Raw genomic sequence first — 26,063 nt, 5'->3', positions numbered from 1 at the left:
ATTACGGGGCACGACCTAAACATCAGCGCGGCCCTCTGACGCCGGTCAGCGCGTCTGGCGCGCCGGACTCGTCGGAGGCGGCCGCCTCATCGGTTGCCGTGGGAAAACGCAGGGCGCACGGCAGCGCCAGCACGATCAAAATGCCGGTGGCAATAAAGGTTTCGCTAATGGCCGCGGCGCGCACGGCTTCGTGCGCCAGCCCGCTGCCCGCCAGCCGGAATTCGAGATACAGCGACGCCACCACGATCGCCAGCGACGACACCAGCCGGCGCGAAATGTTGTTCATGGCGGCGCCCTGCGTGACCAGCGTTTCCGGCAGCACATTCAGCCCGGCGGTGGTGACCGGCATGTAGGACAGCCCCAGCCCGGCGCCGCGCAGCATCATCCAGCCGAACACCACGCCAATTGAGGTCTGCGCGCCCGCCATGCCTAACCCGATGGTCGCCAGCGCGGTCAGCAATACCCCGGCGCCCACCACCCGCGACGGGCCGTGGCGATCCAGCAGGCTGCCGCCGACCTTGCCGAACAGGCTGGCGAACAGCGCGGTGCACAACAGCGCCAGCCCGGTCCAGATAGCGCTGTAGCCCATCACCATCTGCACCAGCATCGGCAACAGCACCAGGCACTCGAACATGCCGACCGACTGCACCACGGCGATCACCACGCTCAGTCGATAGCCGTGCAGTTGAAAAATACGCAGGTTAAGCAGCGGTTCGCGCTTACGCAGTTCGACGCGCACAAAAGCCGCCAGGCAAACCGTAGCCGCCAGCAGCATCAGCAGGTTGAACGGATTCGCCAGCGCCGCGGCATGGTGCAATCGTCCGGCGCCGATCATCAGCAACCCGATGCCGGCGGACACCAGCAGATAACCGGTCATATCGAACGGTTTGCGCTCACCCGGCGCGGTTTTCGGCAACACCACCAGCCCCATCAGCAGCGCCAGCGCCCCAATGGGAATATTCATGGCGAACAGCGCCCGCCAGCTGAACCACTCCAGCAGGATGCCGCCGCACAGCGGCCCCAGCGCCGGAGCCAGCATCACGATAGCGCCCCAGATGCCGGTAATACCGCCCCGCTCCTGTTTGGGGTACACCGAAAAAATCAGCGTCAGCGACAGCGGGATCATCAAGCCGCTGGCGATGCCCTGCACCGTTCGGGCGGCGATCACCAGCGAGATGGAATCCGCCATCATCCCCAGCAACGAACCGGTGATAAACAGCGCCACGCCCAGCAGGTAGAGTGGTTTGTTGCCCAGCCGGTGGCCGAGATAGCCGGTCAACGGCATGGTCATGCCCATGCTGACCATGAACGCCGCCACGATCCAGGTGGCGAGCAGCGGCCCGATCTGGAACACCTCGATAAACGCCGGCAACGCCGGATTGAGCGTACTGTTATTCAGGCTGACGGTAGTGGTGCCGAGCAGCACATTGACCACCACCAGCCAACGGGGAATAGCGTTATTCCACACGGCGCACCGCTCCGGCCGCATCCACCGTCATACCGTCGTCAGTGATGAAATACTGCACGGGACGCGGATGACACAGGAAGTCGGCATGAGAAATGTTGTAGCCGTAGGCGCCCGCCAGCGGCAACACCAGCAGATCCCCGATGTTGACGTCGGTCAGGCGCTGGTCGCGGCTAAGCACGTCCTTCGGCGTGCACAGCTGACCGACCACCGTCCAGTCGCGCGTTTCCCCGGCCGTCGGCGCCGCTGCCAGCGGCAGATGGACCACCGGATGGTCGTGTCCCTGCGCCACCGGCAGACGGAACTGGTGAGTGCCGCCGCGGCACACCAGAAAATGTTTGCCGTGACTGCGCTTTTTATCCAGCACCTCAATGGCGTAATAACCGCAGTAGGCGCTGATGAAACGCCCCGGCTCGAAGCGGACTATCGGCGCGTCCGGCTGTTGCGCCAGCCGCGTGCGCAGGTAATCGCACAGCGCCGGCCAGTCGAAACGCTCCGGCGTCAGATACGGCACGCCGATGCCGCCGCCCACGTTCAGATGGGTGATATGCTGCGGATGCGCGGACAGCGCTTTCCACTGCGGCCAGCGCGTCAGGTAGAGATCCAGCAATTGCTGGTGCCGCGCCACCACCATCTGGTGCGACATCGCGTGGACATGAAATCCTTTCAGTTGCAGGTGGCTGGCGTTATCCACCTCCCGCACCGCGTCCGCCAGGTCGGCCTCATCCATGCCGAACGGCGTCGGCGTTCCGGCCATCGCCAGTTTACTGGTCAGCGACGACGCCAGTTCCGGATTGATACGGATGAACACAGGCTGGACCACGCCATGCTGCTTCGCCCGCTGTTGCAGGCGGGCAATCTCGTGGCGACTTTCCACATGAACCGCTTCCACGCCCTGTTCCAGCGCCAGATCGAAGTCCGAGTCCAGTTTGCCCGGCCCGGAGAACACGAACGGTTTGCGCGTGTCGCAACCGGCCACACGCGCGATTTCACCGCCTGACGAGATTTCAAAGCCATGCACTAACGGCGCGATCGCGTCCAGAATCGGTTTTTCGCTGTTGGCTTTGATGGCGTAATAGAGTTCCACACCCGGCGGCAGCACCGCCATCACTTCGCTGACGTGTTGGCGCAGCGCCGTCAGGTCGTACACAAACGCCGCCAGCGGGTCGGCATGCTGCTGTTGCAGGCGGACAATCACATCGTGGACGTGCAAAGGCAGCTTAGCCATGCTGCACCTCACCATGCTGTACTTCACCAGACGGTACTTCGCTGCCGTGCTGCACGGCCTTACCCCAGGGCGACGGCAATCGGACATAGCTGGCCTGACGGTCGGCTTCGGCCGCCAGCCTGACCTTGAGGTTGGTTTTGCACGCCACCGGATGGCCGGCGATCAGTGCGTCCAGCTCCGGCGACGGTTGTTTCAGTTCCCCCTGAACGGCACGCAGTTGCTGTCGCACCCGTTGCCACATCAAGGGCGCCAGATGCGCACGTCCCTGACTCAAGGCCAGAATGGTTTCGGACAGATGATTAATGAACAGGCAGTACATGATGCGATTCCAGCCCTGCTCGCGCGAGTACAGCAGCGACTGACGCACACGGGGATGGATGTCGTCGCTAATATAGCGGGCACCAAGATCGTCGGTCAGCTTCACGCCTTCAAAGTCGCGCAGCAGCACCTGCTGCGGCCGCCCGTGTTGATGCACCAGCACGCTGTTTTGCAGATGCGGCTCCATCACCACGCCGTGATTGAAGAACAGCGACAGTACCGGGCGCAGCAGTTGCGTCTGGTAGTCATCGAACCAGTACAGCAACGCGTTGTCATCCAGCGCCTCGCCATAGTGCGTGCGCAGGAAGGTTTGAATCATCGGCTGCAAATCCACGCCGCGTGCAAACAGCGTACCGGCCATAATGCTGCGATCCGCGCCGGTACGACGGCAGAAATTCTCGCGCAGGATGCCGCCTGTCTGCTCGCGGAACCAGTGTCTGTCCGACTCGCTGGCGGCGACCGGGCTCCAGCTCACCACGCCGGGTTCGGCTGCGGCGACCAGCCCACCCAGCGTGTCGGCATGCTGATCCAGCAACTGACGGAACAACCGGTCGATCAGCACCGTGCTTTCCAGTTCATACCAGGCGTTTTTGCGCACACAGTTGGTGATGCGCACATTCAGCGAACCTTTGATGAAGTAATCGTGATCGTCGATGAACCAGGTGCGAATAGAGGCGGTCGGGCTGGCGACGCGGCCGCTCTGCCCCAGATCGCGGATCACGTTATCGCGCAACAGCTGCTGCACGCGCTCATCCTGCATAAACAGCTGCGCCTGCACCGGGTGCATACAGATAATGGCGTGCCCTATAGAGGCTGACTGCTGGTCGGCGAACCCCTCCAGCACCTGTTGCGGCGTCAGGCCGTTGGCGCCGATGTGCAATCCGTCCACCGGCACTTCGAACTGATGCAACGCCGCACGGGCCTGGAATTCAGGCGCCCACTGTTCCTGACCAAGATGCGCCGGCCACAGACGCGCTTTGGGCGCGGGGTGGCTGGGGTGGCCGAACCACAAACCCTGTTCGCTCTGCAGATAGTGCTGCAGCGGCGCGTCCGCGCGCTGACGGCCGTTGTGGCTGACAATAGCGCTCACCAGCCGCTGGCTCTGGAGAATCTGCTCGTACAACTCCGGGTTTTTCCTTCCGGCGATTTGCTCGCATGCGGCCAGCAGGCGTGCGACCAGACGTTCAAAATCGGGGCATTGCCATTCACTCTGCGCCTGACGCAGGTAAACATCGGACAGGTAATGTTGGCTGCCGAAGGTGTCGCGGCGGTCTACCATGACAAACAGTTGCAGTTGGTCGGGCAAGCCGATCATCATCGGGATGCCCTTCCAGTTTGCACCATCAAAATAGGCCCCCGGCGGGATCCCTTTCATTTCGTCTGGCCATTCATATCGCAAATACCCTTCCGGTATCGCGAACTCTTTGATAAGACAATTCAGTAACCCATGTAAGGCTGCTTTTTCGCTTATCATTGTGGACAAAACATCATGATTTCGGTTGTTCATCTCTGCTCCGTAAGAATAACAATCGGCCGGTGGTGTAGAGCCTATCCCAATAGGGCTATTTCACTTGCCATTTTGGCCCTGGGCAGTGCTCGAAATCCTCACGTACTACGTGTACGCTCCGGTTTCTCCGCGCTGTCCGAGTCCAAACTGGCGGCGCCAATTACGCCTAGTGGGATAGGCTCTTATTTCGTGGCGAAGGTTAAATATCCTGAATAAATCACTGAATAATGCCCCGCCTTACGGCGGGGTTATTATCAGAAGTCAACGCTGTATCCTAATGTCACGGTTCTTCCCCGACCGGAGAAATAACGCAGGGAGTTCACAATCGCACTTTGCGAGTAATATGTGATGTACTCCTTGTCGAACAGATTGGAGACCGCCAGATTAATTTTACCTTTCGGTAATTTATAACCGACGGCGGCATCCACCAGCAGATAACCGTTAAAGTCCTGCTGACGGTTATCCATAATTCTGTCAAAGGCATAATTAGCCTGAATAAAGGATGACCATTGTGGCGTCCAGTTGGCGGACCAGCTGGCGGTCAGGCGATCCGGCGGGATATTCAGCCCGTCCAGCTTGCCGTCCAGACTGCCGTTGCCATCGCTGTCATACCAGCCCTGAATATGGGAATAACCGAGTTTCAGACGGTGATCGTCATTCACCTTGTAACCCAGCGACGTCTCGATGCCATCGATACGGGTTTTCTGTCGTTCGCTCTGGAAGGTGCCGCTCACATCCACCACGCGCTCGCCCAGCTTGGATGTCGAGCGATAGTAGCTCAGCTCAAACTCCACCGGGTCCTTCTGAATGCGAAAGCCGGTTTCAACGTTGTCAGTCACAATCGGCTCCAGCGGCAGCATGCTGACCGACTGACCGGCGGTTTTAATGCCGCGCAACGTACGGCCCACGTCCGGAATACCGAAGCCCTGCGAGTAGTTGGCGAACAGACTCAGCGGCTGATAAGGCGTGGTCCACACCGCGCCGACGTTGTACAACGTCTTGTTGAAACTCAGGCGCCCGCCCTGAACATCCACGCTGTTATTGGGCGCACGCGCGGTGCTGGCCGCCACCGTGCGGAAGCTGTCGATATCCAGACGCGCGTACTCGTAGCGCACCCCGGTGGTGATTTTCAGCGACTCGATCGGCTGGATATCAAACTGCATAAACGGCGACAGATCGGTGTATTCCATCTGCGGCGCGTACAGGCGTTTGGTCAGCCAGAAATCCTGTTTGCCGGTATCGAACAGGGTATCGAACCCGACCGTCGCTTTCAGGTAATCGTCCCAGATATCATCCTTGGTCAACGCCACTTTGCTGCCGTAGCGGCTGGAGGTCACCCGCGACTGATCGTACAGCTGATTGAGCGGCGCAATGCGGATATCCTGGAAAGATGCGGAATTGTCAGCGCCGAACAGCGACTCGTAATTCTGGTAATACACCAGCGAGTTCAGCTTCATGCCCGCCAGATTGTAGTTATCGTAGGTGGCGCTGGTGGTCCAGACGCTGTTCATCGGCGCATCGCCGACCGGGCGCCCGGATATCGAGGTGGTCGGGATGCCGTTATTACGGTCGCCGGCGACGCCTAAATAGTTCATCTTGCCTTTGATCTGATAGCGGTTAAGGCTGAACTGTATCCGCTGGTCGTTATCCAGCCAGTAGCCCACTTTCGCCATCACATCGTAAGCGCGCGAATCCATCAGGTCGCCCTGGGTGTTATCAACCCCGATAGGACGATCTTTCCCGTCCAGGAACAATCCCTGATCTTCGTAACTGACTGAAAACAGGTAATCCAGATACTCTTCACGGCCACTGAACCCGTAGGTGGTTTTGTAGCTCATGGCGTCCGAGCTGACTTTCGTCGGCGAGGTGGTTTCCACGCTGAAGTGCTGGTTGAACGAGCCTGGCTCCGGGCGGCGGGTAATGATATTGATCACCCCGCCGGTCGCGCCGATGCCGTTGCTGGCGCTGGCGCCGTGAATCACTTCGATGCGATCCACCATCGCGAAATCGATGGTGTGCATTTCACGCCCGGTAGGACGCAACGGGTTGGATTGCGGAATACCATCCACCAGAATCAACGGGGCGCGGCCGCGGAAGGTCTCGCCGCTACCGCTCATTTTCTGACGGCTCGGCGCCATTGACGGCAATAAGTTGCTTAATATCTGGGAAGAATCACTGGTAATTTGGCGCTGCTGTTCGATCTGCTCTTTAGTAATAATCGTCACGACCTGAGGTGAATCTTTTTTCTCGGTATCCGTTCGGGATGCCGTCACCACCATTTCGTTGTCATTTTTGTTTGTGCTGTCTGCTGCGTTAGCCTGTGCAAATAAAAATAATGGCGTCAACGCATATAATGCCCGAACCTTCATTCATTCAACCTCATTATTATCTTCCCAGTAAATAAACGCTGGCGGTTCCGCCAGCATACGTCGTTAATATTATTGTTTAGCCTCAGGCTATATCCGTAATAACGCCGGTTACGTTTTCTTTTTATTATCTCGTCGTCATTATCATTACGGACCATATACTTACCTCTGGCATTATGGATGACGGACTTGCGCCACGGCTTCGATCAACGCGCGCTCGAAGCGCTCCACTACGCTGCGGCACTGCTCCTCGGTAATAATCAGCGGCGGCAGCAGCCTGACCACGTTACCCTGTCGTCCGCCCCGCTCCAGCAACAAGCCCTGGCGGAAACAGTGTTGTTGAATCGCGACCGCCAGTTCGGCATCCAGCGGATAACAGCCGCCCGCCAGCGTTGGCCGGCGCTCATCCACGACTTCAATTCCCAGCATCAGGCCGCGGCCGCGTACCTGTCCCAGGCAGGGGAAACGCGTCTGTAACTGGGTAAACTGCTGCTTCAGCCAGTCGCCGCGGGCAGTCGCCTGCGCCGCCAGCTTGTCGCGCAGCAGAATCTCGATGGTGGTTTTGCCGGTGGCCATCGCCATCTGGTTACCGCGGAACGTGCCGGTATGGGTACCCGGTTTCCAGACATCGAACTCGCGGCGAATGCCCAGCACCGCCATCGGCAAGCCGCCGCCCACCGCTTTCGACATCACGATGATGTCCGGCTCGATGCCGGCTTGTTCGAAGGCGAACAGCGTGCCGGTACGGGCGAATCCGGCCTGCACTTCATCCACAATCAGCAGAATGCCGTGACGGCGGGTCACCTCGCGCAGCGTTTGCAGCCAGCTGGCCGGCGCCGGGTTGACGCCGCCCTCGCCCTGCACCGCTTCGACAATGACGGCGGCCGGCAACGACATGCCGCGCTCGACATCCTCGATAAACGTGGTGAAATAGTGACTCAACGCCTGTACGCCCGCCTCACCGCCAATCCCCAGCGGGCAGCGGTATTCATGGGGGTAAGGCAGGAACTGGACGCCGGGCATCAGATTCTGCACCGCATCCTTGGGACCGGTATTGCCGGTGACGGCCAGCGCGCCGTGCGTCATGCCGTGGTAGCCGCCGGAGAAGCTGATGATGCCGCCGCGGCCGGTATAGGTTTTCGCCAGTTTTAATGCGGCCTCAACCGCATCCGCTCCCGAGGGGCCGCAGAATTGCAGGCAGTACTGGTTTTCGCCGCCGGGCAGCTGCGCCAGCAGGGTTTCGCAGAAGGCGTCTTTCAGCGGCGTGGTGAGATCCAGCGTATGCATCGGCAGGCCCGACGCCAGAAATTGCTGGATGCTGGCCACCACTTCAGGGTGGTTATGCCCCAGCGCCAGCGTACCGGCACCCGCCAGACAGTCCAGATACGGATTGCCGTCTACATCCGTCACCCACACGCCTTGCGCTTTCTGGATCACCAGCGGCAGTTTGCGCGGATAACTTCGAACATTCGACTCAAACCATCCCTGTCGCTCCAGATAATCTGCATTGGTTCTCTGCACATGATCCGTAACCGCAAACTGTGTCTCTGACATCGTCTTCACCCCCTGTGATATTGATAATGACAACAATTATCATTAACAATAATGACGCTCAAGTGTTATTTAAATGACAGTTTTCATAACCAAATCCTTACAATTAATGACGCTATATTCACTAAATGCATACAGCGCGAGGGTTTTGGCAACACGCTATCGCCTAAAAACGGGGGAATCGCCGGTAAGATGAAAAAACGATTTTGTGACGCAAATCACAAAATATGCGCTAAATAAAATCTGCATTTTGCCGAGAGGCAATTCCAGCGGAAATATGCTGCCAATGGCGGCGATTTGGCATGGAACAGACGGAATCCGTCGCTATCCGGCATTAGACGGGGCGGCCAGCGATAAAAACCGGTTTTCGCCTCGACAAACCGGTTCGCTGATAAACGCTTTTTGGCAAACGCTGTTGAGAAACAAAAAAGCGGCTTAGCGCGCTGATGTCTCCGACTCAAACAGCGGCAACGGCTTGCCGATGATGTAGCGCCGGCGCAAATGCGCGGACAAGACATCCATCAGCATCACCACCGCCACCAGAATCAGGGTGATGAACATCACCACATCCCAGTTCCACAGTCGCATGTTTTCGGCGTACACCAACCCGACGCCGCCGGCGCCGACAAACCCCAGCACCGCCGCCGACCGCACGTTGGACTCCATCTGATACAGGCTTAGCGCCAGAAAAGTGGGAAACGATTGGGTGAAGATGCCGAAACGGTGTTTTTGCAGGCTGTTGGCGCCGACCGCGCCAAGTCCGCGGCTGGGTGAACGTTCTACCGCTTCATGCCCCTCCGCGTACAGCTTGCCGAGCAGACCGGCGTCCTGCATCAGGATCGCCAGCGCGCCGGACAACGGCCCCATGCCCACCGCCCGCACGAAAATCAGCCCCCAGATCGCCATGTCGATGCCGCGCAAGATATCCAGCAAACGACGCACCAGCAACGCCACCGGCCGCAACATCGGTTCGTGCATCACGTTGCGAGCCGCCAGGAACGACAACGGCAGCGCCACTATCGTAGCGGTCAGGGTACCGGCGAACACGATGGCGATGGTGATGAATACCTGCGACAGGTAGTAACCGAACGGCCAGTCGAGAAAGTCATGCCACACGAACATACGCACAAAATAGCGCCCCAGCTCGCTGAAGCCGCGCAGCCACTGTTCGGCGCTGATGCCGAAAAACGTCAGAAACGCCAGATAGTAAAGCAGCACGGCCGCCGCCATCAGCCCGACGCGCCGCAAGTAGCGGCGTTGCTGGCTGAACAGCGCCGGGTGCTGTTGTTTCATCGCGGCGATGTCCGCCGGCGTCAACGGGGTCATGTTCATTTGCCGCCCTCCACCACTTGCCGCCGCAACCGCCCGGACAGCGCATCCAGAATCGAGACCACCACGATGATCAGCAGCATGGTCATGCTGACCTGATCGTAGCGGTCCAGCTTGATATTGGTCATCAGTTCCTGACCGATGCCCCCGGCGCCCACCAGCCCAAGAATGGTGGACTGACGGAAGTTAATTTCCAGCCGCATAAAACTGTAGGACAGCACGATCGGTTTGACCTGCGGCCACAGCCCAAAACGCATACGCTGCAACACGCTGGCGCCACAGGCGGCCAGCCCGCGCACCGGCCGTTCCGAGGCGCTTTCAATCGCTTCATAAAACAGCTTGGTCAGGCAACCGACGGTATGCAGCGCCAGCGCCAGAAAGCCGGGAATAACGCCGATACCGAATGCCATCACGAACATCACCGCCCATGCCAGCTCCGGCATGGTGCGCAGAAACGCCAGCAACGCACGGAGAGTAAAACGCACGCCCGGCGGGCTTTGCGTATTGTTGGCCGCCAGAAACCCCAGCACCACCGACGCCGCCACCGACAGCAGCGTCGCCGCCAGCGCCAGGTTGAGCGTCTCCCAGATCAACGGCAACTGGATATTGAGGCGGTATCCCCAGTAGGCCAGCGAGCCTTCGGTATGACCGTCGGCGAACAGCAGCGGCCAGTGCAGCACCGGCAGCGTCTCGATCAGGTAGTCAAAAAAGTGGGGAAACGACGTCCACAGGGTATGCAGATTGAATTCGGACAACGCGCCCGCGCCGATGTACAGCACGACCAGCACCAGTGTCCATATCAGCGACTCGCGCTTCTGCCGTGTGCGTATCCGCTGGTAATAGCGTTCAAAATCAGGGTTCAGCATGAGTTTGGTCTGAATGGTGGAAAAGCGATGATGGGTTTGGAACCGCAACAGTGTGAAAAAATAGGCATCCTGCCTGTGCCGCAGTCCGTCAATGTTGCGCCGTTGCGCACCGCCGGTCGGGAAAACGCCGAGCCTGACGACCCGGCGCGCCACCCTCAGCGGTTGCCTTTGGTCAATTCACGCTTCATGGCGATAATGGTTTTGTAATCGTCCACGCTGGCCGGGCCGATGTGCTGTTTGCCGCCCATCGCCTTGATGAAACAGGTATGATCTTCTTTATCCAGCTTGTTCACCGCGGTAATCAGTTTGGCTTTGAAGTCGGCCGGCAACGCGTTGCTCACCAGAATCGGGCCGTTCGGGATCAGCGGCGATTGCCAGATGATGCGAATCTGTTTCATCAGATCCGGGTGGTCCATGCGAATCAGACGGCCGAACGCGCCGCTGGTGTAGCCGGTGTTGTAGTCGCCAATCATCGACGCCCAGGTCACCGCGCCGTCAAACTGGCCGTTCAGTACGCCGAGGATGTCCTGCTCATGCCCGCCGGAGAAGGTGACGCTGGAGAAGAAATTGTTGTACTTGTTATCGGTGCTGCCGCCGAATTTCTCTTTAAACGCCTGATTGGGAATCAGGTAGCCGGAGGTGGAATCCGGGTCGGCGAAACCGACCGCCTTACCTTTCAGATCTTCCAGCTTCTGGTACGGGCTGTCGGCCTTAACGATCACCACCGAGTGATAGCCGCGCGACTGGTCGACGTCGTCCACCGCGATACCGACGACATCCACCGCGTTGGGGTCCTTGATGTAGACCGACGCATACGACGACGGCGACATGCTCAACACCAGATCAATCTTCTTGCCCAACAGCCCCTGAATAACCCCGGCATAGTCGGATGAGTTGCGCAATTGGGTATCGACATTCAGCTCTTTATCGAGAAACTGTTTAACGCACTGGTTATCGCCGATCTGCTGAGTCGCGTTCTGACCGCCCAGGATGCCCAGATTCAGCGTTTTCGGTGTTTCCGCGGCGAATACGCTGGCGGACACTACCGCACCGGCCAGCAAGGTGGTCAACGTGAAGGTTTTTTTCATCAGTTTTGCCTATGTTGTCGTTATGCCAAGGTGTAGCGATGTGATGTCGAAAAATCCTGCGTCCGCGTTAAAACCACCGAGACGCGGGCAGTGCCAAAAAGGGAATTAATGAATTAATGCACCGGCTGCAGATCGTCGCCGTACAGGGTACGCAGCAGGCTGTCGGTCAGTTCTGACGGCGGGCCGTCAAACAGAATGCGGCCCTGAGCGATGCCTATGGCCCGGGTACAGTATTCTTTCACCAGCTCGACCGAGTGCAGGTTCACCACCACGGTGATACCGTTGTCACTCACCTGTCGCAACACGTCCATGATGCGGCGGGTGTTTTTCGGGTCGAGCGACGCCACCGGCTCGTCGGCCAGCAGGATTTTGGGGTTCTGCATCAGCGCGCGGCAGATAGCGACGCGCTGCATCTGGCCGCCGGACAGGTTTTCCGCCCGCTGCAACGCCTGCGGCAACAGGTTCATCCATTGCAGCAGCCCAATGGCGTGCGCACGATCCTCATCGGAAAACAGTTTGAAGAACGACTTCAGGGTGGAGGTCCGGCTCAGGCGGCCCAGCAGTACGTTGGTCAGCACATCCAACCGCGGCACCAGACAAAAATCCTGAAAGATCATGCCGCATTCGCTGCGCCACTGGCGCATCTGCCGGCTGCTGAAACGCAGAATGTCCTGCGTGTCGCCCTGCCCGCCATCGTGCTGGGCAGGATAGCGCAGGATTTGCCCTTCGCTGGCCGGAATAGTGCCGTTCATCACGTGCAACAAGGTGGACTTACCGGCGCCGGAACGGCCAATCACCGCCACCATCTCGCCGGCGTGCAAATCAAAACTGAGGTTCTCCAGCACCCGTTTCTGCTGACCGGAATAGGCCTTACACAGCTGACGCACCGACAGAATGGTCTGCTGCGGTTGCGTCTGGAAATGATGTGCGCGCAGTGGAGTAGCGCTTTCGGATGCCAACAGTGCCTGTGCCATGAGTTTCGTCATCGTTTAGTCAACAATATGGACGTTATTAAGCGCAGCGCAGATGAATACCTGATGACAGCTTTATGATTAAAAAATGAACTCACGGACATTCCACCTCGCCTCATAACCGTTTCTGTCGCCGCTTTCGATGAGGGAATTACGCCGACTCCCCGAAGCGCATTCTGAGCGCGTCGACAACGCTTTTAATTTTAACGGTCTGCCGCCGCCCTGCCGGCACCAGCACATGCATAGGGCGAGCAGGTCCTTCATACTCAGGCAACACCTGAACAAGACGCCCTTGCCGGATTTCTTCGCGCAGCACATCTTCTGGACCTAACGTGACGCCATAACCCTCTATCGCAGCATGTAGCAACGCCTTCCAGTCATTTGAGCGGAACCGGCCTTGCGGCCTGACTTCTTCGGTCTTGCCCGCTCGATGGAACACCCAACGGCAAGGGGCGGCGGGTGACCATATTCCGTAAACGAGGCAGGCGTGATGTGCGAGCTCAGCCGGTACTGCCGGTAAACCTTCGCGCGCGACATAGTCTGGCGAGGCACAGGCGATTAAACGGTAAGGCCGCAGCGGCCACGCCAGCATTGAACTGTCGGCCAGTTCACCGATGCGAATGATGACTTCAAAACCCTCTTCAATCGGGTCGACCAGACGATCACTCAACGTCAGTTCCACCTGCGTATCCGGATAATTTCCGAGATAGTGTGTAAGAAAAGGGGCCAGAGTATACGAGCCAAAGGTCACCGGCGCGTTTACCCGAATAACACCGGAAGGTGTGGCCTTCATGTCCAGCACAATGGCATCGGCGGCTTCTGCTTCAGCCAGTACCATCCGACACCGTTCGTAATAACTGCGGCCAATATCGGTCAGACTCTGGCGGCGCGTGGTGCGATTCAGCAATCTGACGCCGAGCCGTGCTTCCAGCCAGGCCACATGTTTCGCCACCATTTGCGCAGAGAGACTCAACGCCTCGGCTGCCGCTGCAAAAGAGCCAAGCTCCGCCGCCTTCACAAAAACGCTCATGCTGGTCAGCCTATCCACCATTCCCTCCATTTTGTTGTTTATTTATGTTTTATATTGCGCTTTATCTCCGATTTGTAGGGAACTATTTTCTTGTTATCTCAACACGAAAAAGGAAAAAACGATGAAGATTGGCATTATTGGCGCAGGTTTCGTCGGACGGGCAATAGCAACGCTTGCCATTAAAAACGGCCATCAGGTGATGCTCAGCAACTCACGCGGTCCACAGACGCTGTTCAGTCTCCGGCCGATGGTTGGCTGTGACGTCGGCACCGCCACCGAAGCCGCCATTTTTGGCGATATCGTCGTCATCGCGGTTCCCCTCTCGGCTATCAGCCAGCTTCCTGTCGCGGAACTACGGGGAAAACCGGTGGTGGACGCCGTCAACTACTATCCTGAACGCGATGGGCAAGTTGAGGCGCTGGACAGACTGGAAACCACTACCAGCGAGCTTCTGGCCGGCTATTTGCCCGGCGCGCTGATAACAAAAGCATTTAACGCCATCCCCATGACACAGCTTGAAAGTGACGGGCTTCCCTCTGGCGCGCCGACGCGCCGGGCGCTACCGCTTGCCGGAGATGATGCGACAGGTAAACGGCTGGTCACCGAACTATACGAAGCTTTTGGTTTCGATGTCGTTGATGCAGGTGCTCTCGCCGAAGGATGGCGCTTTGAGCGGGGAATGCCGACTTATTGTGTACGGATGACAAAAGAGACGCTGAGCACAGCACTGGATAATGCTCAACGCAGTGACGTCGCTGTTTCCGGCAGATGACGCCGCAGCAATACCGCGACACGGGCACGCCGCAACATATTCCGGCTTAGACCTATCCGGTCGACTGATTTCTGAGCGGGAACTGACGCTATCTTCCCGTCTCAGCTTATTCAGTTGCGGTTTTCGTCGCTACACGTTGATCCATGCCCCATCGGCCGCCGCGCGCACCCCGTCCGGCAGGTCGTTTAGCATCAGCCAGGCGTCGGTTTCGTGGCTGACGTGGGTCAGCCAGGTTTGCGTCGGCCGCAGCTGTTCGCGCACCCGCAGCACGGTGTTGAGGTCGCTGTGGTTGAGCGGCGGCCTATCCCGCGGCGGCTGGGTGCAGTCCATCACCATATGATCGAGCCGTTTGCCGCGCAGGAAATCCAACGTATCGTCCGGCAAACCGCAGGTGTCGGTCAGGTAGGCCACGCTCTGCCCGCCATGTTCCAGCAGATAGCCGAAGGTGGGTTTGGAATGATTGAGCGGCAGCGCCGTGACCCGCAGCGCCCCCATCGTTACCGCCTGAAACGGCGTCATCGCCAGCTGAAAATCAAGCCGACGCGGATGCTTGTACAGGTCGTCGCATCCCTGTTCATCCGGCGGACCGAACACCGGGATGCGATCGCCGATGCCCCAGCGCAGCGAAAACAGCCCCTGCACATGGTCGACATGGTAGTGCGTCAGCAGGATGCGCCGAATCTCGTTGACGCCAAAGCGCTGCTCCAGTTGCGTGACGCCGGCGTCCAGCAGCGTCGCCTCGCCGTCGCACCGAACCAGCATGCTGCTCGGTCCGCGCCGAAAGCGCGGATCCAACCGCGCCCGCTCGCAGGCGATACACTCACAACCGGTCAGCGGCACCTGCTGCGCGTCGCCGGTCCCCATAAACATTAGCTCCATAACATTAGCTCCACTTTTGAGGCTGTTAACAAACGGCCGTGTTGTTTTGTTATTGGCGAATAGATGTCAACGCCGTGAAATGTTTCGTGCGTGATGACCTCAATGATCTCTTTGTAACGTCATCGCACGCACGACAAGGAGAGGCTCATCGCCGCCTCTCCTTGACCTCTGGCTGGTGGCTAAACTGTGGCGCTACGCGCTACCTTCGGCACTCGACTTCGCTATTCGGGCCGCCCGTGACGCGTTTACTCGCCCCATACCTGGGGCTCGCCCTACGGGCCAGCGTAAACGCTGTTCAAAAACGCTCCCGGCGTTTTTGTCAGACGCGGCACGGGCTTTCGCAGCATCCATGCTGCTCACCCGGCGAAGTCGCCCACCTCAGCACAGTTTTTGACGCCGGAAAAAAACACTCCCCCCGGGCTAAAGGGGGGTATCAGCAATCTCATTTTTCAGCCGCTAACAGGGTGTGAAACGCCAGCAGCGTTTGCGCCAGCGCACCATCGTTATTCAGTCGCCGGCACGCCGCCGGAACCGGCATCTCGCTGGCCCGCTGCAGCCGCTGCGCGATCGCCGCGTCATCTTCCCGCCCGCGCTGACGCAAACGCTGCGCCAGCACCTCCGGGGAGACCTGCAGGCACACCGGCAATAAGCGGTCGCCGTAGCGCGTTTGCGCCTGCTGATGATGAAAGCGCGATCCATTGACCACCACATCCAGCCCGGCGGACAGCCACAGGTCGATTTCAATGCCGATGCCGTACTGATAGTGGTGCGCCTGCCAGTGCAATGCGAACAAACCGCACTCGCGGCGCTGCGCGAACTCCGCGTCGCTCAGCGCAATATGGTTTTCGCCGCCGGCCTGCGCCGGGCGGGTAATATAGCGATGCGCCACCAGCAGGCGCGGCGGATTCGTCTGCCGCAGGGCATCCAGCAGGGAATCTTTGCCGGAGCCGGACGCGCCGGTCAGCCAGATTAGCCGCGCCATCAGAACACCTGTCGCCCCTGCGCCCACACCTGACGAATCCGTACCTGACCGTGCGAGTGGTGCGCCAGCACCAGATCGGCGCGCAGCCCGTCGGCAATCCGCCCCCGATCGTCTAACCCGACCGACTGCGCCGGATTAGCGCTGACCATCGCCACCGTCTGCGGCAACGTAAACGGATTACGCTCATCCGTCGCCAGGCGAAACGCCGCATCCAGCAGGCTGGCGGGGTAATAGTCGGATGACAGAATATCCAGCAGCCCTTGCTCCGCCAGCCGGGACGCCGCCACGTTGCCGGAGTGGGAGCCGCCGCGCACGATATTGGGCGCCCCCATCAGCACCTTCATGCCGCTGGCGTGCGACGCCTGCGCCGCCATCTCGGTGGTGGGGAACTCAGCGATCACGCTGCCCAGCGCCAGCGATTCATGCACATGCGCAGCGGTAGCGTCGTCGTGGCTGGCCAGCGCGATGCCGCGCTCGCGGCAATGCGCGGCAATCGCCAGCCGGTTCGGCGTCGACCAGCGTTCGGACAGCGCCCGCTGTTCGGTTTCAAACGCATCCATCTCGGCATCGTTCAGGTGGTATTTGCCCTGATAATACTCGCGGTATTTTTCCGGCGTGGCGAACTGCCGCTGCCCCGGCGAGTGGTCCATCAGCGACACCAGCGCCACTTCCGGCGTGTTCATCAACGCTTCAAACAGCGGCAAGGTGGTGTGGTGCGGCAATTCGCAACGCAGGTGAATCAGATGCTGCGCCCGGTTCACCCCCAGTTGCTGGCTGTGAACGATGGCGTCGATCATGCGACGCAGGTTATCGAGCCGGTGGCCGCCGTCGCGCACATCGCCTATCGCCACCGCATCCAGCACCGTGGTGATGCCGCTGGCGACGATCAGCGCATCGTGGCTGCTCATCGCCGAATGCGCCGGCCAGTCGACATTCGGGCGCGGCATGAAAAACTTGTCCAGATTGTCGGTATGCAGCTCCACCAGCCCCGGCAGCAGCCAGCCGCCTTCGCCGTCCAGCGCCTGCGGCAGTTGACTGGGGGTGGAGGAAAACGCCTCGATCGCGCCGTTGCGCCAGGCCAGCGATCCGCTGACCACCTCATCCTGCAACACCAACTGCACGTTATTGATAATCCGGGTCGTATTGCTGATCTGAGTCGTCGCGCTCATGGCGTGAGCTCCTGCGTTACGGGTGTCATGTGATGCAGGCGGTCCGCCACGCGGGCGCGCACCTGCGCATCGTGGAAAATGCCGACCACCGCCGCGCCGCGGGCACGCGCTTCCTCCACCAGTTCCACCACCGCGTCGCGGTTGGCGGCGTCCAGCGAGGCGGTCGGTTCGTCCAGCAGCAGCAACGGATAATCGGCGATAAACCCGCGGGCGATGTTGACCCGCTGCTGCTCGCCGCCGGAGAAGGTGGCGGGCGCCAACGTCCATAGCCGGCGCGGGACGTTGAGCCGGGTCAGCAGCGCGTCGGCGCGCGCTTCGCATACCGCCCGGTCTTCGCCGCGTTCCAGCAGCGGCTGCATCACCACCTCCAGCGTCGGAATGCGCGGGATCACCCGCAGAAACTGGCTGACCCAGCCGATGGTGTCGCGCCGCACCGCCAGCACCTGCCGGGCCGGGGCGGTCACCAGATCGACCCACGCCTCGCGGTGGCGCACCCATACCTGACCGCTGTCCGGCTGATAGTTGGCGTACAGCGACCGCAGCAGCGTGGACTTGCCGCTGCCGGAATGGCCGTGCAGTACCACGCATTCGCCGGCGGCCACCGTCAGGCTGGCCTGATGCAACACCGGCAGCCGGGCGGCGTGCTGGTTGTGCAGTACAAAAGTTTTACTCAGATTTTCCACGCGCAGAACCGTCATGGACGTGCCTTCGGTTGTCATGTTTCACCTCATCGCCATTCACGCTTATCCCAACACCGACGACACCAGCAACTGGGTGTAAGGGTGATGAGGATCATCCAGCACCCGGTCGGTCAGGCCGCTTTCCACTACCCTGCCCTCGCGCATCACCAACAGCCGGTGCGCCAGCAGACGCGCCACGCCGAGGTCATGGGTAACAATCACCACCGCCAGACCGAGGTCGCGCACCAGCGTGCGCAGCAGATCCAGCAATCGCGCCTGCACCGACACATCCAGCCCGCCGGTCGGTTCGTCCATGAACACCAGCTTCGGATGGGTGACCAGATTGCGGGCGATCTGCAACCGCTGCTGCATCCCGCCGGAAAAGGTGGTGGGCAGGTCGTCGAGCCGGGACAGCGGGATCTCCACATCCTGCAGCCACTGACCGGCCTGACGACGAATATCGCCATAGTGACGGGCGCCGACCGCCATCAGCCGTTCGCCGATGTTGCCGCCCGCCGACACGCGGGGACGCAGGCCATCCAGCGGATGCTGATGCACCACGCCCCACTCGGTGCGCAGCAGGCGGCGACGATCGCTTTCGCTCATCGCGTACAGCGAGCGGCCCTGGTAGTCAATCTGCCCGGACTGCGGCGTCAGCCGGGCGGAAATCGCCCGCAGCAACGTGGTCTTGCCGGAACCGGACTCGCCGACAATACCCAGCACTTCGCCGGGGTACAGATCGAACGACACCTCGCAAAACCCCTTTCCGGGCGCGTACAGGTGGGTCAGGTTGCGTACCTGCAACAGCGGCGTCTCGTCGTCGCGGCCAGCGGGGGCGCCCGCAACCGGCACGACAGCCTGATCCACGCCAGCCTGATTAATGTGATTCATGGTGCCCGGCCTCCTGACGCTCGCGGCAATAATCGGTATCGGAACAGACGAACAAGCGAGTGCCCTGATCGTCCATCACCACCTCGTCGAGGTAACTGTCGTGCGAACCGCACAGTGCGCAGGGCTGGTCCCAGCGCTGAACGCTGAACGGGTGGTCGTCAAAATCGAGGCTTTCCACCCGGGTATAGGGCGGCAGGGCGTAAATGCGCTTCTCGCGCCCGGCGCCGAACAGTTGCAGCGCCGGCATCATGTGCATCTTCGGATTGTCGAATTTCGGGATCGGCGACGGGTCCATGATGTAGCGGTCGTTCACCTTGACCGGGTAAGCGTAGGTGGTGGCGATGTGGCCGAAGCGGGCGATGTCTTCGTACAGCTTCACCTGCATGATGCCGTACTCCTCCAGCGCGTGCATTTTGCGTGTTTCCGTCTCACGCGGCTCGATAAAGCGCAGCGGTTCCGGGATCGGCACCTGATAAATCAGGATTTGGTCTTCGCGCAGCGGCGTTTCCGGGATGCGGTGCCGGGTCTGGATCAGCGTGGCGTCTACCGTACGTTCGGTGACGGCGGCTTCGCTGACCCGCTGGAAGAAACGGCGGATCGACACCGCGTTGGTGGTGTCGTCGGCACCCTGATCGATCACTTTCAGCACGTCGTCATCGCCGATCAGGCTGGCGGTCAGTTGTATGCCGCCGGTGCCCCAGCCGTAGGGCATCGGCATTTCCCGCCCGCCAAACGGCACCTGATAACCGGGGATCGCCACCGCTTTGAGGATGGCGCGCCGAATCGTGCGTTTACTCTGTTCGTCCAGATAACCGGGGTTATATCCGCTCAGCGTGTTCATCGCGCTCCTCCTGCGGTGACTGGCGCAACTGGCGCAGCAGCGCCAGTTCAGCCTGAAAGTCGACGTAATGCGGCAACTTGAGGTGGGAGACGAAACCGGCCGCCTCGACATTGTCCGCGTGCGACAGCACAAACTCTTCGTCCTGCGCCGGGCTGCCGACCGGCTCCTGATAGGCCGGCGCCTGCAATGCACGGTCCACCAGCGCCATCGCCATCGCCTTGCGCTCGGCGCGGCCAAACACCAGCCCGTAGCCGCGGGTAAAGTGCGGCGGCTCATCCTCCGGCACGGTAAAACCGTTGACCATCTCGCATTCGGTCAACAGGATGTCGCCGATTTCCAGCGCAAAGCCCAGTTCTTCCGGCTCGATCTCCACCGTGACATAACCGGTGCGAATCTCGCCGGCGAACGGATGGGTGCGGCCGTAACCACGCTGGGTGGAATAGCCCAGCGCCAGCAGGAAACCTTCGTCGCCGCGCGCCAGTTGCTGTAACCGGGCGCTGCGCGGCATCGGGTAGGCGGGCGGATCGCGGGTGATATCCAGCGGCTCGCCGCCGTCGTCATGTTCGGCCGCCGCCAGCCCTTCCGCCGTCATCATGGCGAACATGTGCGGGCAGTGGTCCGCCAGCGGTTCCTGCGCCTTTGGCGCGAGCGGCGGCTCGCCTTCCGCCAGCAGGACAAAATCCAGCAGCCGGTGGGTATAGTCATAAGTGGGGCCAAGCACCTGCCCGCCGGGCAGATCCTTGTACACCGCCGAAATACGCCGCTCCAGCTGCATGCGGCCGGTATCCAGCGGCAGGCTGTCCGCCAGCCGCGGCAGCGTGGTGCGGTAGGCGCGCAGCAGAAAAATCGCCTCCACCAGGTCGCCGCTGGCCTGCTTGATCGCCAGCGCCGCCAGTTCCCGGTCGTAAATACCGCCTTCGGTCATCACCCGATCCACCGCCAGCCCCAGTTGCTGTTCAATCTGCGCCGTCTGCACCTCTGGGAGCCGGGTGTCGCCGCGCCGCAGGTTAGCCTGTAACTGATGAGCGGCCTCAATGGCTTTTTCGCCCCCTTTCACCGCGACATACATCAGCACACCTCCACATGCGTAGTGCGCGGCAGCGCCATCAGCGTGCCGCCGCAGGTAAAAATGAAGTCCAGCCCGGCGGGAAACGGATGCGGGCGCTGTTCCAGATAATCCCGCACGCTGGCGGGTAGCTGCGGCGCAATCATGCGCGCTTCGGCAATCCCCGGCCCGGTCAGGCGCAAGGCGCGTCCGCCGCCCAGCGCGGGCACCTCCAGCACCAGCGTGACGCTGTTTTCCGGCGTCATCTCGTCGCCGGCGGTAAAACCGTCCAGCGACAGTTCCCGGCTGACCGGCAACAGCGCGAACGCCGCCGCCTCGCGTTCCACCAGCTTCACGCCGGTGTGAAACCGCAGGTTGGTCAACAACGTCTCCTGCGACAACGCCGGGTCCAGCCACAGCGGCGTTTCGCGGTCCATCAGCGTCAGCGCCACCGCGGTGGCGGACGGCGATAAGCCATCCCAGCCGATATCGTGATTCAGCGACACCACCACACCCGGTTCGCTCATCGCTTTAAGAATGCGGCGAAACGCGTACTGCGCATCGCGCCAGGGATGGGAAAATCCTGCCAGTAGCGTCATGCGTTATCTCCCCGCACCAGCGTAAAGAAATCGACCTTGCTGCTGGCAATCTCCCGCGCCCGTTGCTGACGCAGCTCGTCACGGGTAGCGGCCAGCGGCACGATCAGTTGTTGGTAGAGCGCGCTTTGCGTCCCCTGTTGTTGCAGCAGGGCGTCGATTAACGCGCACAGTTCGGCGTGAGGCTTGTTACGGCCGGTGACGTAGCTGTAGCCGCAGGTACCGTCTTCCAACCGCACCACCGCGCGGGTGACGGTGACATCACCCAGCACGAAGCGATTGCCGGTAGCGCCGATACGCGCCTGCAAACGAGCCAGCCCGGTTTCAGGCGCCCGTAGCGTTTGCCAGATCGGATGCAGACTCAGCGGTTGCCAGTGGCGCCGCAGTTGATCCGGGTCGCTGTGCGCCAGTACCGACAGCCAGCGTTGCCTTGCGGTTTGGGTTGCCATTCAGTGCTCCATTGTCAGTTCGATCATGTCGGCGCGCGCCAGACTGACGGAGTACTCCGCCACCCGGCCGCTGCCGCTACAGATATTGAGCGTGCGAATGCACATCAGCGGGGTTTGCCGCGCCACTTCCAGCAATTGCGCTTCTTTCGCCTGCGACGCCCGGGCGCTGATGCGGGTCTGGCGACGGGTCAGGGATTGCTGTAGTTCGCGGGCCAGAAAATCGTGCAGCGAGCCGCTGGTGAAACGCTGTAACGACGGCCACCATTTCAACTCCGGCAGGTAGTGATCGATCACCGATACCGGCACGCCGTTGACCCGACGCAGGGTGCGCAGGTGGATCACTTCATCGCCCTCTTCCCGCCCCAGCGCCGCCGCCACCTCGGCGTTGGCCGGGCGCAACACCGCCAGCAACCGCTCGCTGGTGGGATGGCTGCCCTGCTCCAGCAAGTTCTGGCTGAAACGCGCCTGCGCATGCAGCGGATAGTCATAGGGACGCATCAGCACCAGAATGCCGACGCCATGCCGACGCTGTACCAACCCTTTGTTGACCAGTTCGTCCACCGCACGCCGCAGCGTATGGCGATTAACCTCGTAGTGCGCCGCCAGTTGCTGCTCGGACGGCAGATAGTCGCCGCAGCGGTAGACGGTGCGCAGTTCTTCTTCCAGCCGGGCGGCGATGGCCTGATACACAGTGGTAGGATGTCTAGATATCATGTCCATAAAAAAACTCCTGCTCGCAGGGAGCCTTTCCGGGCGGACATTCGCTCACGGATCGGTTAGCTACGAAGCGCGACCGGAGTGCTGCCAGCGGGCAACGCGGTACATCGCTTCAATCAGGGGGATTGGCGATTATGTTGGCAAAGCTGTGTGACAGACTGGCGAAGCGTGGATGACGAAATAGTGAAGGAAAAAGGACAGGGGGTGAGGCGAGTTAATTTAATAGAGGGGCGGGTAGTGAACGATGAACGTTTATTCGCTCAGATTTGAGCTGACACGTTGTGGTTTAGGGCGTGAAGCGGACAAACGCAGTCCGGTGTAGCTTTACAGTGTCCCCAAAAAGCTTCAAAATCACTGGTAAAAAAACAGCAAATGACAATGAATTAATTTTCGAACAACTGGCAAATAGATAGTACGGATTTTGTCGGGATTGTTTTCTCGGATTGAGTGAAAACTGTTTAAAAATAGATAGTTAGTTATTAATTTGGGTTGAGTGGAAATCACAAAAGAAGGCAAAAAAAGCAACGGACCGCAAAACCTGTTACTTAAATTACTGGCGCAATTCTGTGCCAGATTCTGTAGCTACTAGGGCCGGCATTAAGCAATCGAGGAAAATATGAATTTACCCAAATATAACCAGACTAATTCTCAAGAAAGATTAGGTGTAAATGCTGTCGCAGAAGCTATAGCAAAAATTGGCCAGATTTGGCGTGAAACTCCAATGGCTGACGTTGGAATTGATGGTCAGATTGAGTATGTTAGCCCCGAGGGATTTGCCACGGGAAGGATGATAGCTGTTCAAATAAAGTCAGGGCCATCCTTTTTTAAGGAAAGCAACGGAGATTGGGTTTTCCACCCAGAAGAGAAGCACCGATTTTACTGGGAAATATTTCCGTTGCCTGTACTCATAATTATTCACAACCCAGATACTAATTTAAGTTATTGGCAAGATGCTCGCCAAGTGTTAAGAGTTGCCAAGCCAACAGATGTAAAGGGTATTACCATACCCAAATCAAATGTCTTACAATCTACCAGTGCTAAAACACTCTTTGAAGGATTTGCGGTCATAGATCAAGACTTCATGTCGGTCGAAGAGGTTCTTGACTATTTGATTAAGTCTAAAAGTGACAATGCTTCATTTCCTGTCTCATATTTCAATCTTTTCTGCTCCGGCTTAACTAATATCTGTCGCTCTTTATATTTTAGTATGGATGTAGCAATGACCGTGGCAGAAGTTGAATTGCATAATCAAAATTCACCTTTTGGTGTCGGAGTGGGCGACTCAGAACATAATTTTCTGTTTGAGTATATAAAGTTCATCGTGCACCAGCGTATAGCTGATGTTGATTTCTCTGACTGTATGATTGACTGGTATGATCGTGCAATGCAGCCATCTTTTATGGCACCACTGACCTCTAGAGGTAAAGAATTAGTACGGCTCATCCATGAATTAGAATATAGGTTAAAAGCGGAAGAAAAAATAGAAGATACTGGGCTTTTACACGCCGCACAAGAGGGTTTTGTGCAGTTGCTATTTACCCCAAGCGAGATACAGAGGATTGAACTTACTAATAAAATTCAACGGGAGTACTTAAAAAATGCCTAACAAGCGCATGTTGTCGGACTGTTTTTCTGCTGCGATCTAAACCAGCCGTAAATGCGCGCGTTATGTCCGCAATTCGCTCAAAGCTGCCCCTAACACTTTCGGCTTGACAGCTTCGTGTCAGGAGCGGACGTTGCTAATATTGTGCAAGATTAATCTATTGGGAGCAGGTCAGTATGTCGAAGCCAAGTTCAGATGTCCGCATGTCAGCAAGGTTGAAAAGACCGCTACGAAAATCGAATCCTGCAGCGGCCTCTTGAGCACAACGTCATTATGCGAACCGATTATTTTTTCTCTAATCCTCTGATATTGTGAATTAATTTAGCGACATCACCGTGTTTTGTGTTCGCCGGTAGATTATCTTTAAGTAATTTTCTGTTCGCTGCTGTTTCTCTATATCCATACTTGCTTAGAAGGTCGTTAAGTTCGTAATCTTGTGAGGTATTTACATAGTCCCAGTCTGACTTAGGCATTCATCTTCCTCCTTTCTTGTTGTACATAAATCGACAGTAATCCCTTGCCAAAAACCAAACAAGCATTCCTTGGTGCTTTTGTTAACTATTTGATTTCGATCAACTAAATGTGGGTTGGTAATGTAATGAATGGCACTGTATATTGTGATTAGGGTTATTCTCATCACTTTTGGGCTAGGCTAAAAAGCATATAACGAGGTGTAAGCGCACCCGTTTTAGTTCCACACACTTTTTGAGATTTCCGGGTCTTCAGCCATCAGCCGATATTCCTCCGGCGTCAGGTTATTCAGCGATTCATGGGGACGCTCGCTGTTATATTCATGCAGCCAGCGCTCCGTAATTTCCCGCGCTTCATTCAGTGTCCTGAATAGGTAAAAATCCAGTATTTCTGTCCGGTACGTCCGGTTAAAACGTTCGATAAAGGCATTCTGTGTCGGCTTGCCCGGTTTAATAAATTCCAGTGCTACACCATGCTCTTCCGCCCATTGTGCCAACGTCAGCGAAACCAGCTCCGGGCCGTTATCCATCCGCATCTTTAGCGGATACCCTCGGTTTGCCACTATCCTGTCCAACACCCGAACAACGCGTTGTGCCGGTATATTCAGGTCAATTTCTATCGCCAGCACTTCACGATTAAAATCATCCACCACGTTAAACGTACGAAAACGTCTGCCGCATACCAGCGCATCATGCATAAAATCCACTGACCAGCTCTGATTCAGGTGTTCCGGCGTCGCCAATGGTGCTGGATCACGCACGGGCAAACGTTGCTTTCCTTTACGACGAAAATTCAGTTTCAGTAAGCAATAAATACGATGAACGCGTTTGTGATTCCATGCATGCCCCTGCCTGCGTAGCTTCTGGAACAACTTCTTGAAGCCGTATCGCGGATAGCGTTCCGCCATGTCGGTCAGTGCCTGAATGACCGGCTCATCACGCCGGGTGTCAGGCTGATAAAAATAGACCGTCCTGCTCAACGATAACGTCCTGCATGCCTGGCGGATGCTCATCGTAAACTGCGCGGTCAGATAACTGACGAGCTCACGCTTTATCGCTGGTTTTAAAGCTTTTTTTCAATAACATCTTTGAGTGCCCGGCACTCCAGACTGAGATCGGCAAACATCTGTTTCAGTCGCCGGTTTTCGTCCTCCAGATCTTTCATCTTTTTGATATCAGAGGCTTCCATTCCGCCAAACTTCGCTTTCCAGTTAATGGGATGGACTACCTCCTCCCCCTGCGGTTAACTG

The 26,063-nt window shown here is 58.5% G+C and carries 24 protein-coding genes and 1 pseudogene; 3 read left to right on the top strand and 22 right to left on the bottom strand.

Annotated elements, in window-relative coordinates; genetic code table 11:
- Positions 1-22: 22 nt before the first annotated feature.
- From CVE23_RS08415 to CVE23_RS08395, 5 genes are all read right to left on the bottom strand, one after another.
- Positions 23-1,468, bottom strand: a complete 1,446-nt coding sequence (locus CVE23_RS08415) for a DHA2 family efflux MFS transporter permease subunit (RefSeq protein WP_100850437.1) — start codon at positions 1,466-1,468, stop codon at positions 23-25.
- Entirely contained in the window at positions 1,458-2,693 is a 1,236-nt protein-coding gene (locus tag CVE23_RS08410; protein ID WP_100849298.1) for a type III PLP-dependent enzyme, read from the bottom strand. The genes CVE23_RS08415 and CVE23_RS08410 overlap by 11 nt, the downstream gene beginning before the upstream one ends.
- On the bottom strand, positions 2,686-4,518 hold the full coding sequence (locus tag CVE23_RS08405; protein WP_100849297.1) for an IucA/IucC family protein: 1,833 nt from the start codon (positions 4,516-4,518) through the stop codon (positions 2,686-2,688). The genes CVE23_RS08410 and CVE23_RS08405 overlap by 8 nt, the downstream gene beginning before the upstream one ends.
- 254 nt (positions 4,519-4,772) lie before the next feature.
- Positions 4,773-6,887: a TonB-dependent receptor gene (locus tag CVE23_RS08400; RefSeq protein WP_100849296.1), complete on the bottom strand. Its 2,115-nt coding sequence runs from the start codon at positions 6,885-6,887 to the stop codon at positions 4,773-4,775.
- A gap of 171 nt (positions 6,888-7,058) precedes the next feature.
- Positions 7,059-8,438, bottom strand: coding sequence for a diaminobutyrate--2-oxoglutarate transaminase (locus tag CVE23_RS08395; RefSeq protein WP_100849295.1), 1,380 nt, complete (start codon positions 8,436-8,438; stop codon positions 7,059-7,061).
- Positions 8,439-8,643: 205 nt separating this feature from the next.
- Between CVE23_RS08395 and CVE23_RS22710 the strand changes: the two genes are divergently transcribed.
- A complete protein-coding gene (locus CVE23_RS22710; protein ID WP_145958414.1) occupies positions 8,644-8,874 on the top strand; it encodes a hypothetical protein in 231 nt (76 codons plus the stop codon).
- On the opposite strand, the gene phnE (CVE23_RS08390) is transcribed toward CVE23_RS22710, so the two are convergent.
- From phnE (CVE23_RS08390) to CVE23_RS08370, 5 genes are all read right to left on the bottom strand, one after another.
- Entirely contained in the window at positions 8,871-9,761 is an 891-nt protein-coding gene (gene phnE, locus CVE23_RS08390) for a phosphonate ABC transporter, permease protein PhnE (RefSeq protein ID WP_100850436.1), read from the bottom strand. The two genes, CVE23_RS22710 and phnE (CVE23_RS08390), sit on opposite strands and share 4 nt — an antisense overlap.
- Positions 9,762-9,763: 2 nt before the next feature.
- The gene (phnE, locus tag CVE23_RS08385) at positions 9,764-10,630 is read right to left on the bottom strand and encodes a phosphonate ABC transporter, permease protein PhnE (RefSeq protein WP_174213735.1); all 867 of its coding nucleotides are present in this window, start codon (positions 10,628-10,630) and stop codon (positions 9,764-9,766) included.
- Between the two features lie 155 nt (positions 10,631-10,785).
- Positions 10,786-11,718: a phosphonate ABC transporter substrate-binding protein gene (phnD, locus tag CVE23_RS08380; RefSeq protein WP_100849294.1), complete on the bottom strand. Its 933-nt coding sequence runs from the start codon at positions 11,716-11,718 to the stop codon at positions 10,786-10,788.
- Between the two features lie 113 nt (positions 11,719-11,831).
- A complete protein-coding gene (phnC, locus tag CVE23_RS08375) occupies positions 11,832-12,692 on the bottom strand; it encodes a phosphonate ABC transporter ATP-binding protein (protein WP_100849293.1) in 861 nt (286 codons plus the stop codon).
- 148 nt (positions 12,693-12,840) lie between these two features.
- Positions 12,841-13,737: a LysR family transcriptional regulator gene (locus tag CVE23_RS08370; RefSeq protein WP_100850435.1), complete on the bottom strand. Its 897-nt coding sequence runs from the start codon at positions 13,735-13,737 to the stop codon at positions 12,841-12,843.
- A gap of 103 nt (positions 13,738-13,840) precedes the next feature.
- Here CVE23_RS08370 and CVE23_RS08365 point away from each other — a divergent pair, with 103 nt between their 5' ends.
- Positions 13,841-14,491, top strand: coding sequence for an NADPH-dependent F420 reductase (locus tag CVE23_RS08365; protein WP_100849292.1), 651 nt, complete (start codon positions 13,841-13,843; stop codon positions 14,489-14,491).
- A gap of 129 nt (positions 14,492-14,620) precedes the next feature.
- On the opposite strand, the gene phnP is transcribed toward CVE23_RS08365, so the two are convergent.
- The 10 genes from phnP to phnF all read right to left on the bottom strand — a co-directional run bounded on the left by phnP (position 14,621) and on the right by phnF (position 22,743).
- Complete coding sequence (gene phnP, locus CVE23_RS08360) at positions 14,621-15,370, bottom strand: phosphonate metabolism protein PhnP (protein WP_100849291.1); 750 nt, start codon at positions 15,368-15,370, stop codon at positions 14,621-14,623.
- 442 nt (positions 15,371-15,812) lie between these two features.
- Entirely contained in the window at positions 15,813-16,352 is a 540-nt protein-coding gene (gene phnN / locus CVE23_RS08350; protein WP_100849290.1) for a ribose 1,5-bisphosphokinase, read from the bottom strand.
- Positions 16,352-17,521 (bottom strand): alpha-D-ribose 1-methylphosphonate 5-triphosphate diphosphatase, encoded by a 1,170-nt coding sequence (phnM, locus tag CVE23_RS08345; RefSeq protein WP_100849289.1) that lies wholly within the window; start codon positions 17,519-17,521, stop codon positions 16,352-16,354. The genes phnN and phnM overlap by 1 nt, the downstream gene beginning before the upstream one ends.
- A complete protein-coding gene (gene phnL / locus CVE23_RS08340; RefSeq protein WP_100849288.1) occupies positions 17,518-18,240 on the bottom strand; it encodes a phosphonate C-P lyase system protein PhnL in 723 nt (240 codons plus the stop codon). Before phnL ends, phnM begins: the two co-directional genes overlap by 4 nt.
- A 24-nt stretch (positions 18,241-18,264) precedes the next feature.
- Positions 18,265-19,092: a phosphonate C-P lyase system protein PhnK gene (phnK, locus tag CVE23_RS08335; RefSeq protein ID WP_225622655.1), complete on the bottom strand. Its 828-nt coding sequence runs from the start codon at positions 19,090-19,092 to the stop codon at positions 18,265-18,267.
- Complete coding sequence (locus tag CVE23_RS08330; RefSeq protein ID WP_038918559.1) at positions 19,079-19,933, bottom strand: alpha-D-ribose 1-methylphosphonate 5-phosphate C-P-lyase PhnJ; 855 nt, start codon at positions 19,931-19,933, stop codon at positions 19,079-19,081. The genes phnK and CVE23_RS08330 overlap by 14 nt, the downstream gene beginning before the upstream one ends.
- Entirely contained in the window at positions 19,911-21,002 is a 1,092-nt protein-coding gene (locus tag CVE23_RS08325) for a carbon-phosphorus lyase complex subunit (protein ID WP_100849287.1), read from the bottom strand. The genes CVE23_RS08330 and CVE23_RS08325 overlap by 23 nt, the downstream gene beginning before the upstream one ends.
- Entirely contained in the window at positions 21,002-21,577 is a 576-nt protein-coding gene (gene phnH, locus CVE23_RS08320; protein ID WP_049854946.1) for a phosphonate C-P lyase system protein PhnH, read from the bottom strand. The genes CVE23_RS08325 and phnH overlap by 1 nt, the downstream gene beginning before the upstream one ends.
- Positions 21,574-22,023 (bottom strand): phosphonate C-P lyase system protein PhnG, encoded by a 450-nt coding sequence (phnG, locus tag CVE23_RS08315; protein ID WP_100849286.1) that lies wholly within the window; start codon positions 22,021-22,023, stop codon positions 21,574-21,576. Before phnG ends, phnH begins: the two co-directional genes overlap by 4 nt.
- On the bottom strand, positions 22,024-22,743 hold the full coding sequence (gene phnF / locus CVE23_RS08310) for a phosphonate metabolism transcriptional regulator PhnF (RefSeq protein WP_038918555.1): 720 nt from the start codon (positions 22,741-22,743) through the stop codon (positions 22,024-22,026).
- A gap of 613 nt (positions 22,744-23,356) precedes the next feature.
- Between phnF and CVE23_RS08305 the strand changes: the two genes are divergently transcribed.
- Positions 23,357-24,346, top strand: a complete 990-nt coding sequence (locus CVE23_RS08305) for a DUF4365 domain-containing protein (protein WP_100849285.1) — start codon at positions 23,357-23,359, stop codon at positions 24,344-24,346.
- Positions 24,347-24,627: 281 nt separating this feature from the next.
- Here the strand turns inward: CVE23_RS08305 and CVE23_RS08300 are convergent, their stop codons facing one another.
- Positions 24,628-24,816, bottom strand: coding sequence for a hypothetical protein (locus CVE23_RS08300; RefSeq protein WP_100849284.1), 189 nt, complete (start codon positions 24,814-24,816; stop codon positions 24,628-24,630).
- Positions 24,817-25,031: 215 nt separating this feature from the next.
- Positions 25,032-26,026, bottom strand: a pseudogene (locus CVE23_RS08295) (IS3 family transposase); the annotation flags it as partial.
- Positions 26,027-26,063 lie beyond the last annotated feature (37 nt).

Origin of the sequence: Dickeya fangzhongdai (assembly GCF_002812485.1) — a bacterium.
Taxonomy (GTDB): domain Bacteria; phylum Pseudomonadota; class Gammaproteobacteria; order Enterobacterales; family Enterobacteriaceae; genus Dickeya; species Dickeya fangzhongdai.
The sequence above is the reverse complement of the archived record's forward strand: the minus strand, read 5'-3'. Positions and strand labels throughout refer to the sequence as shown.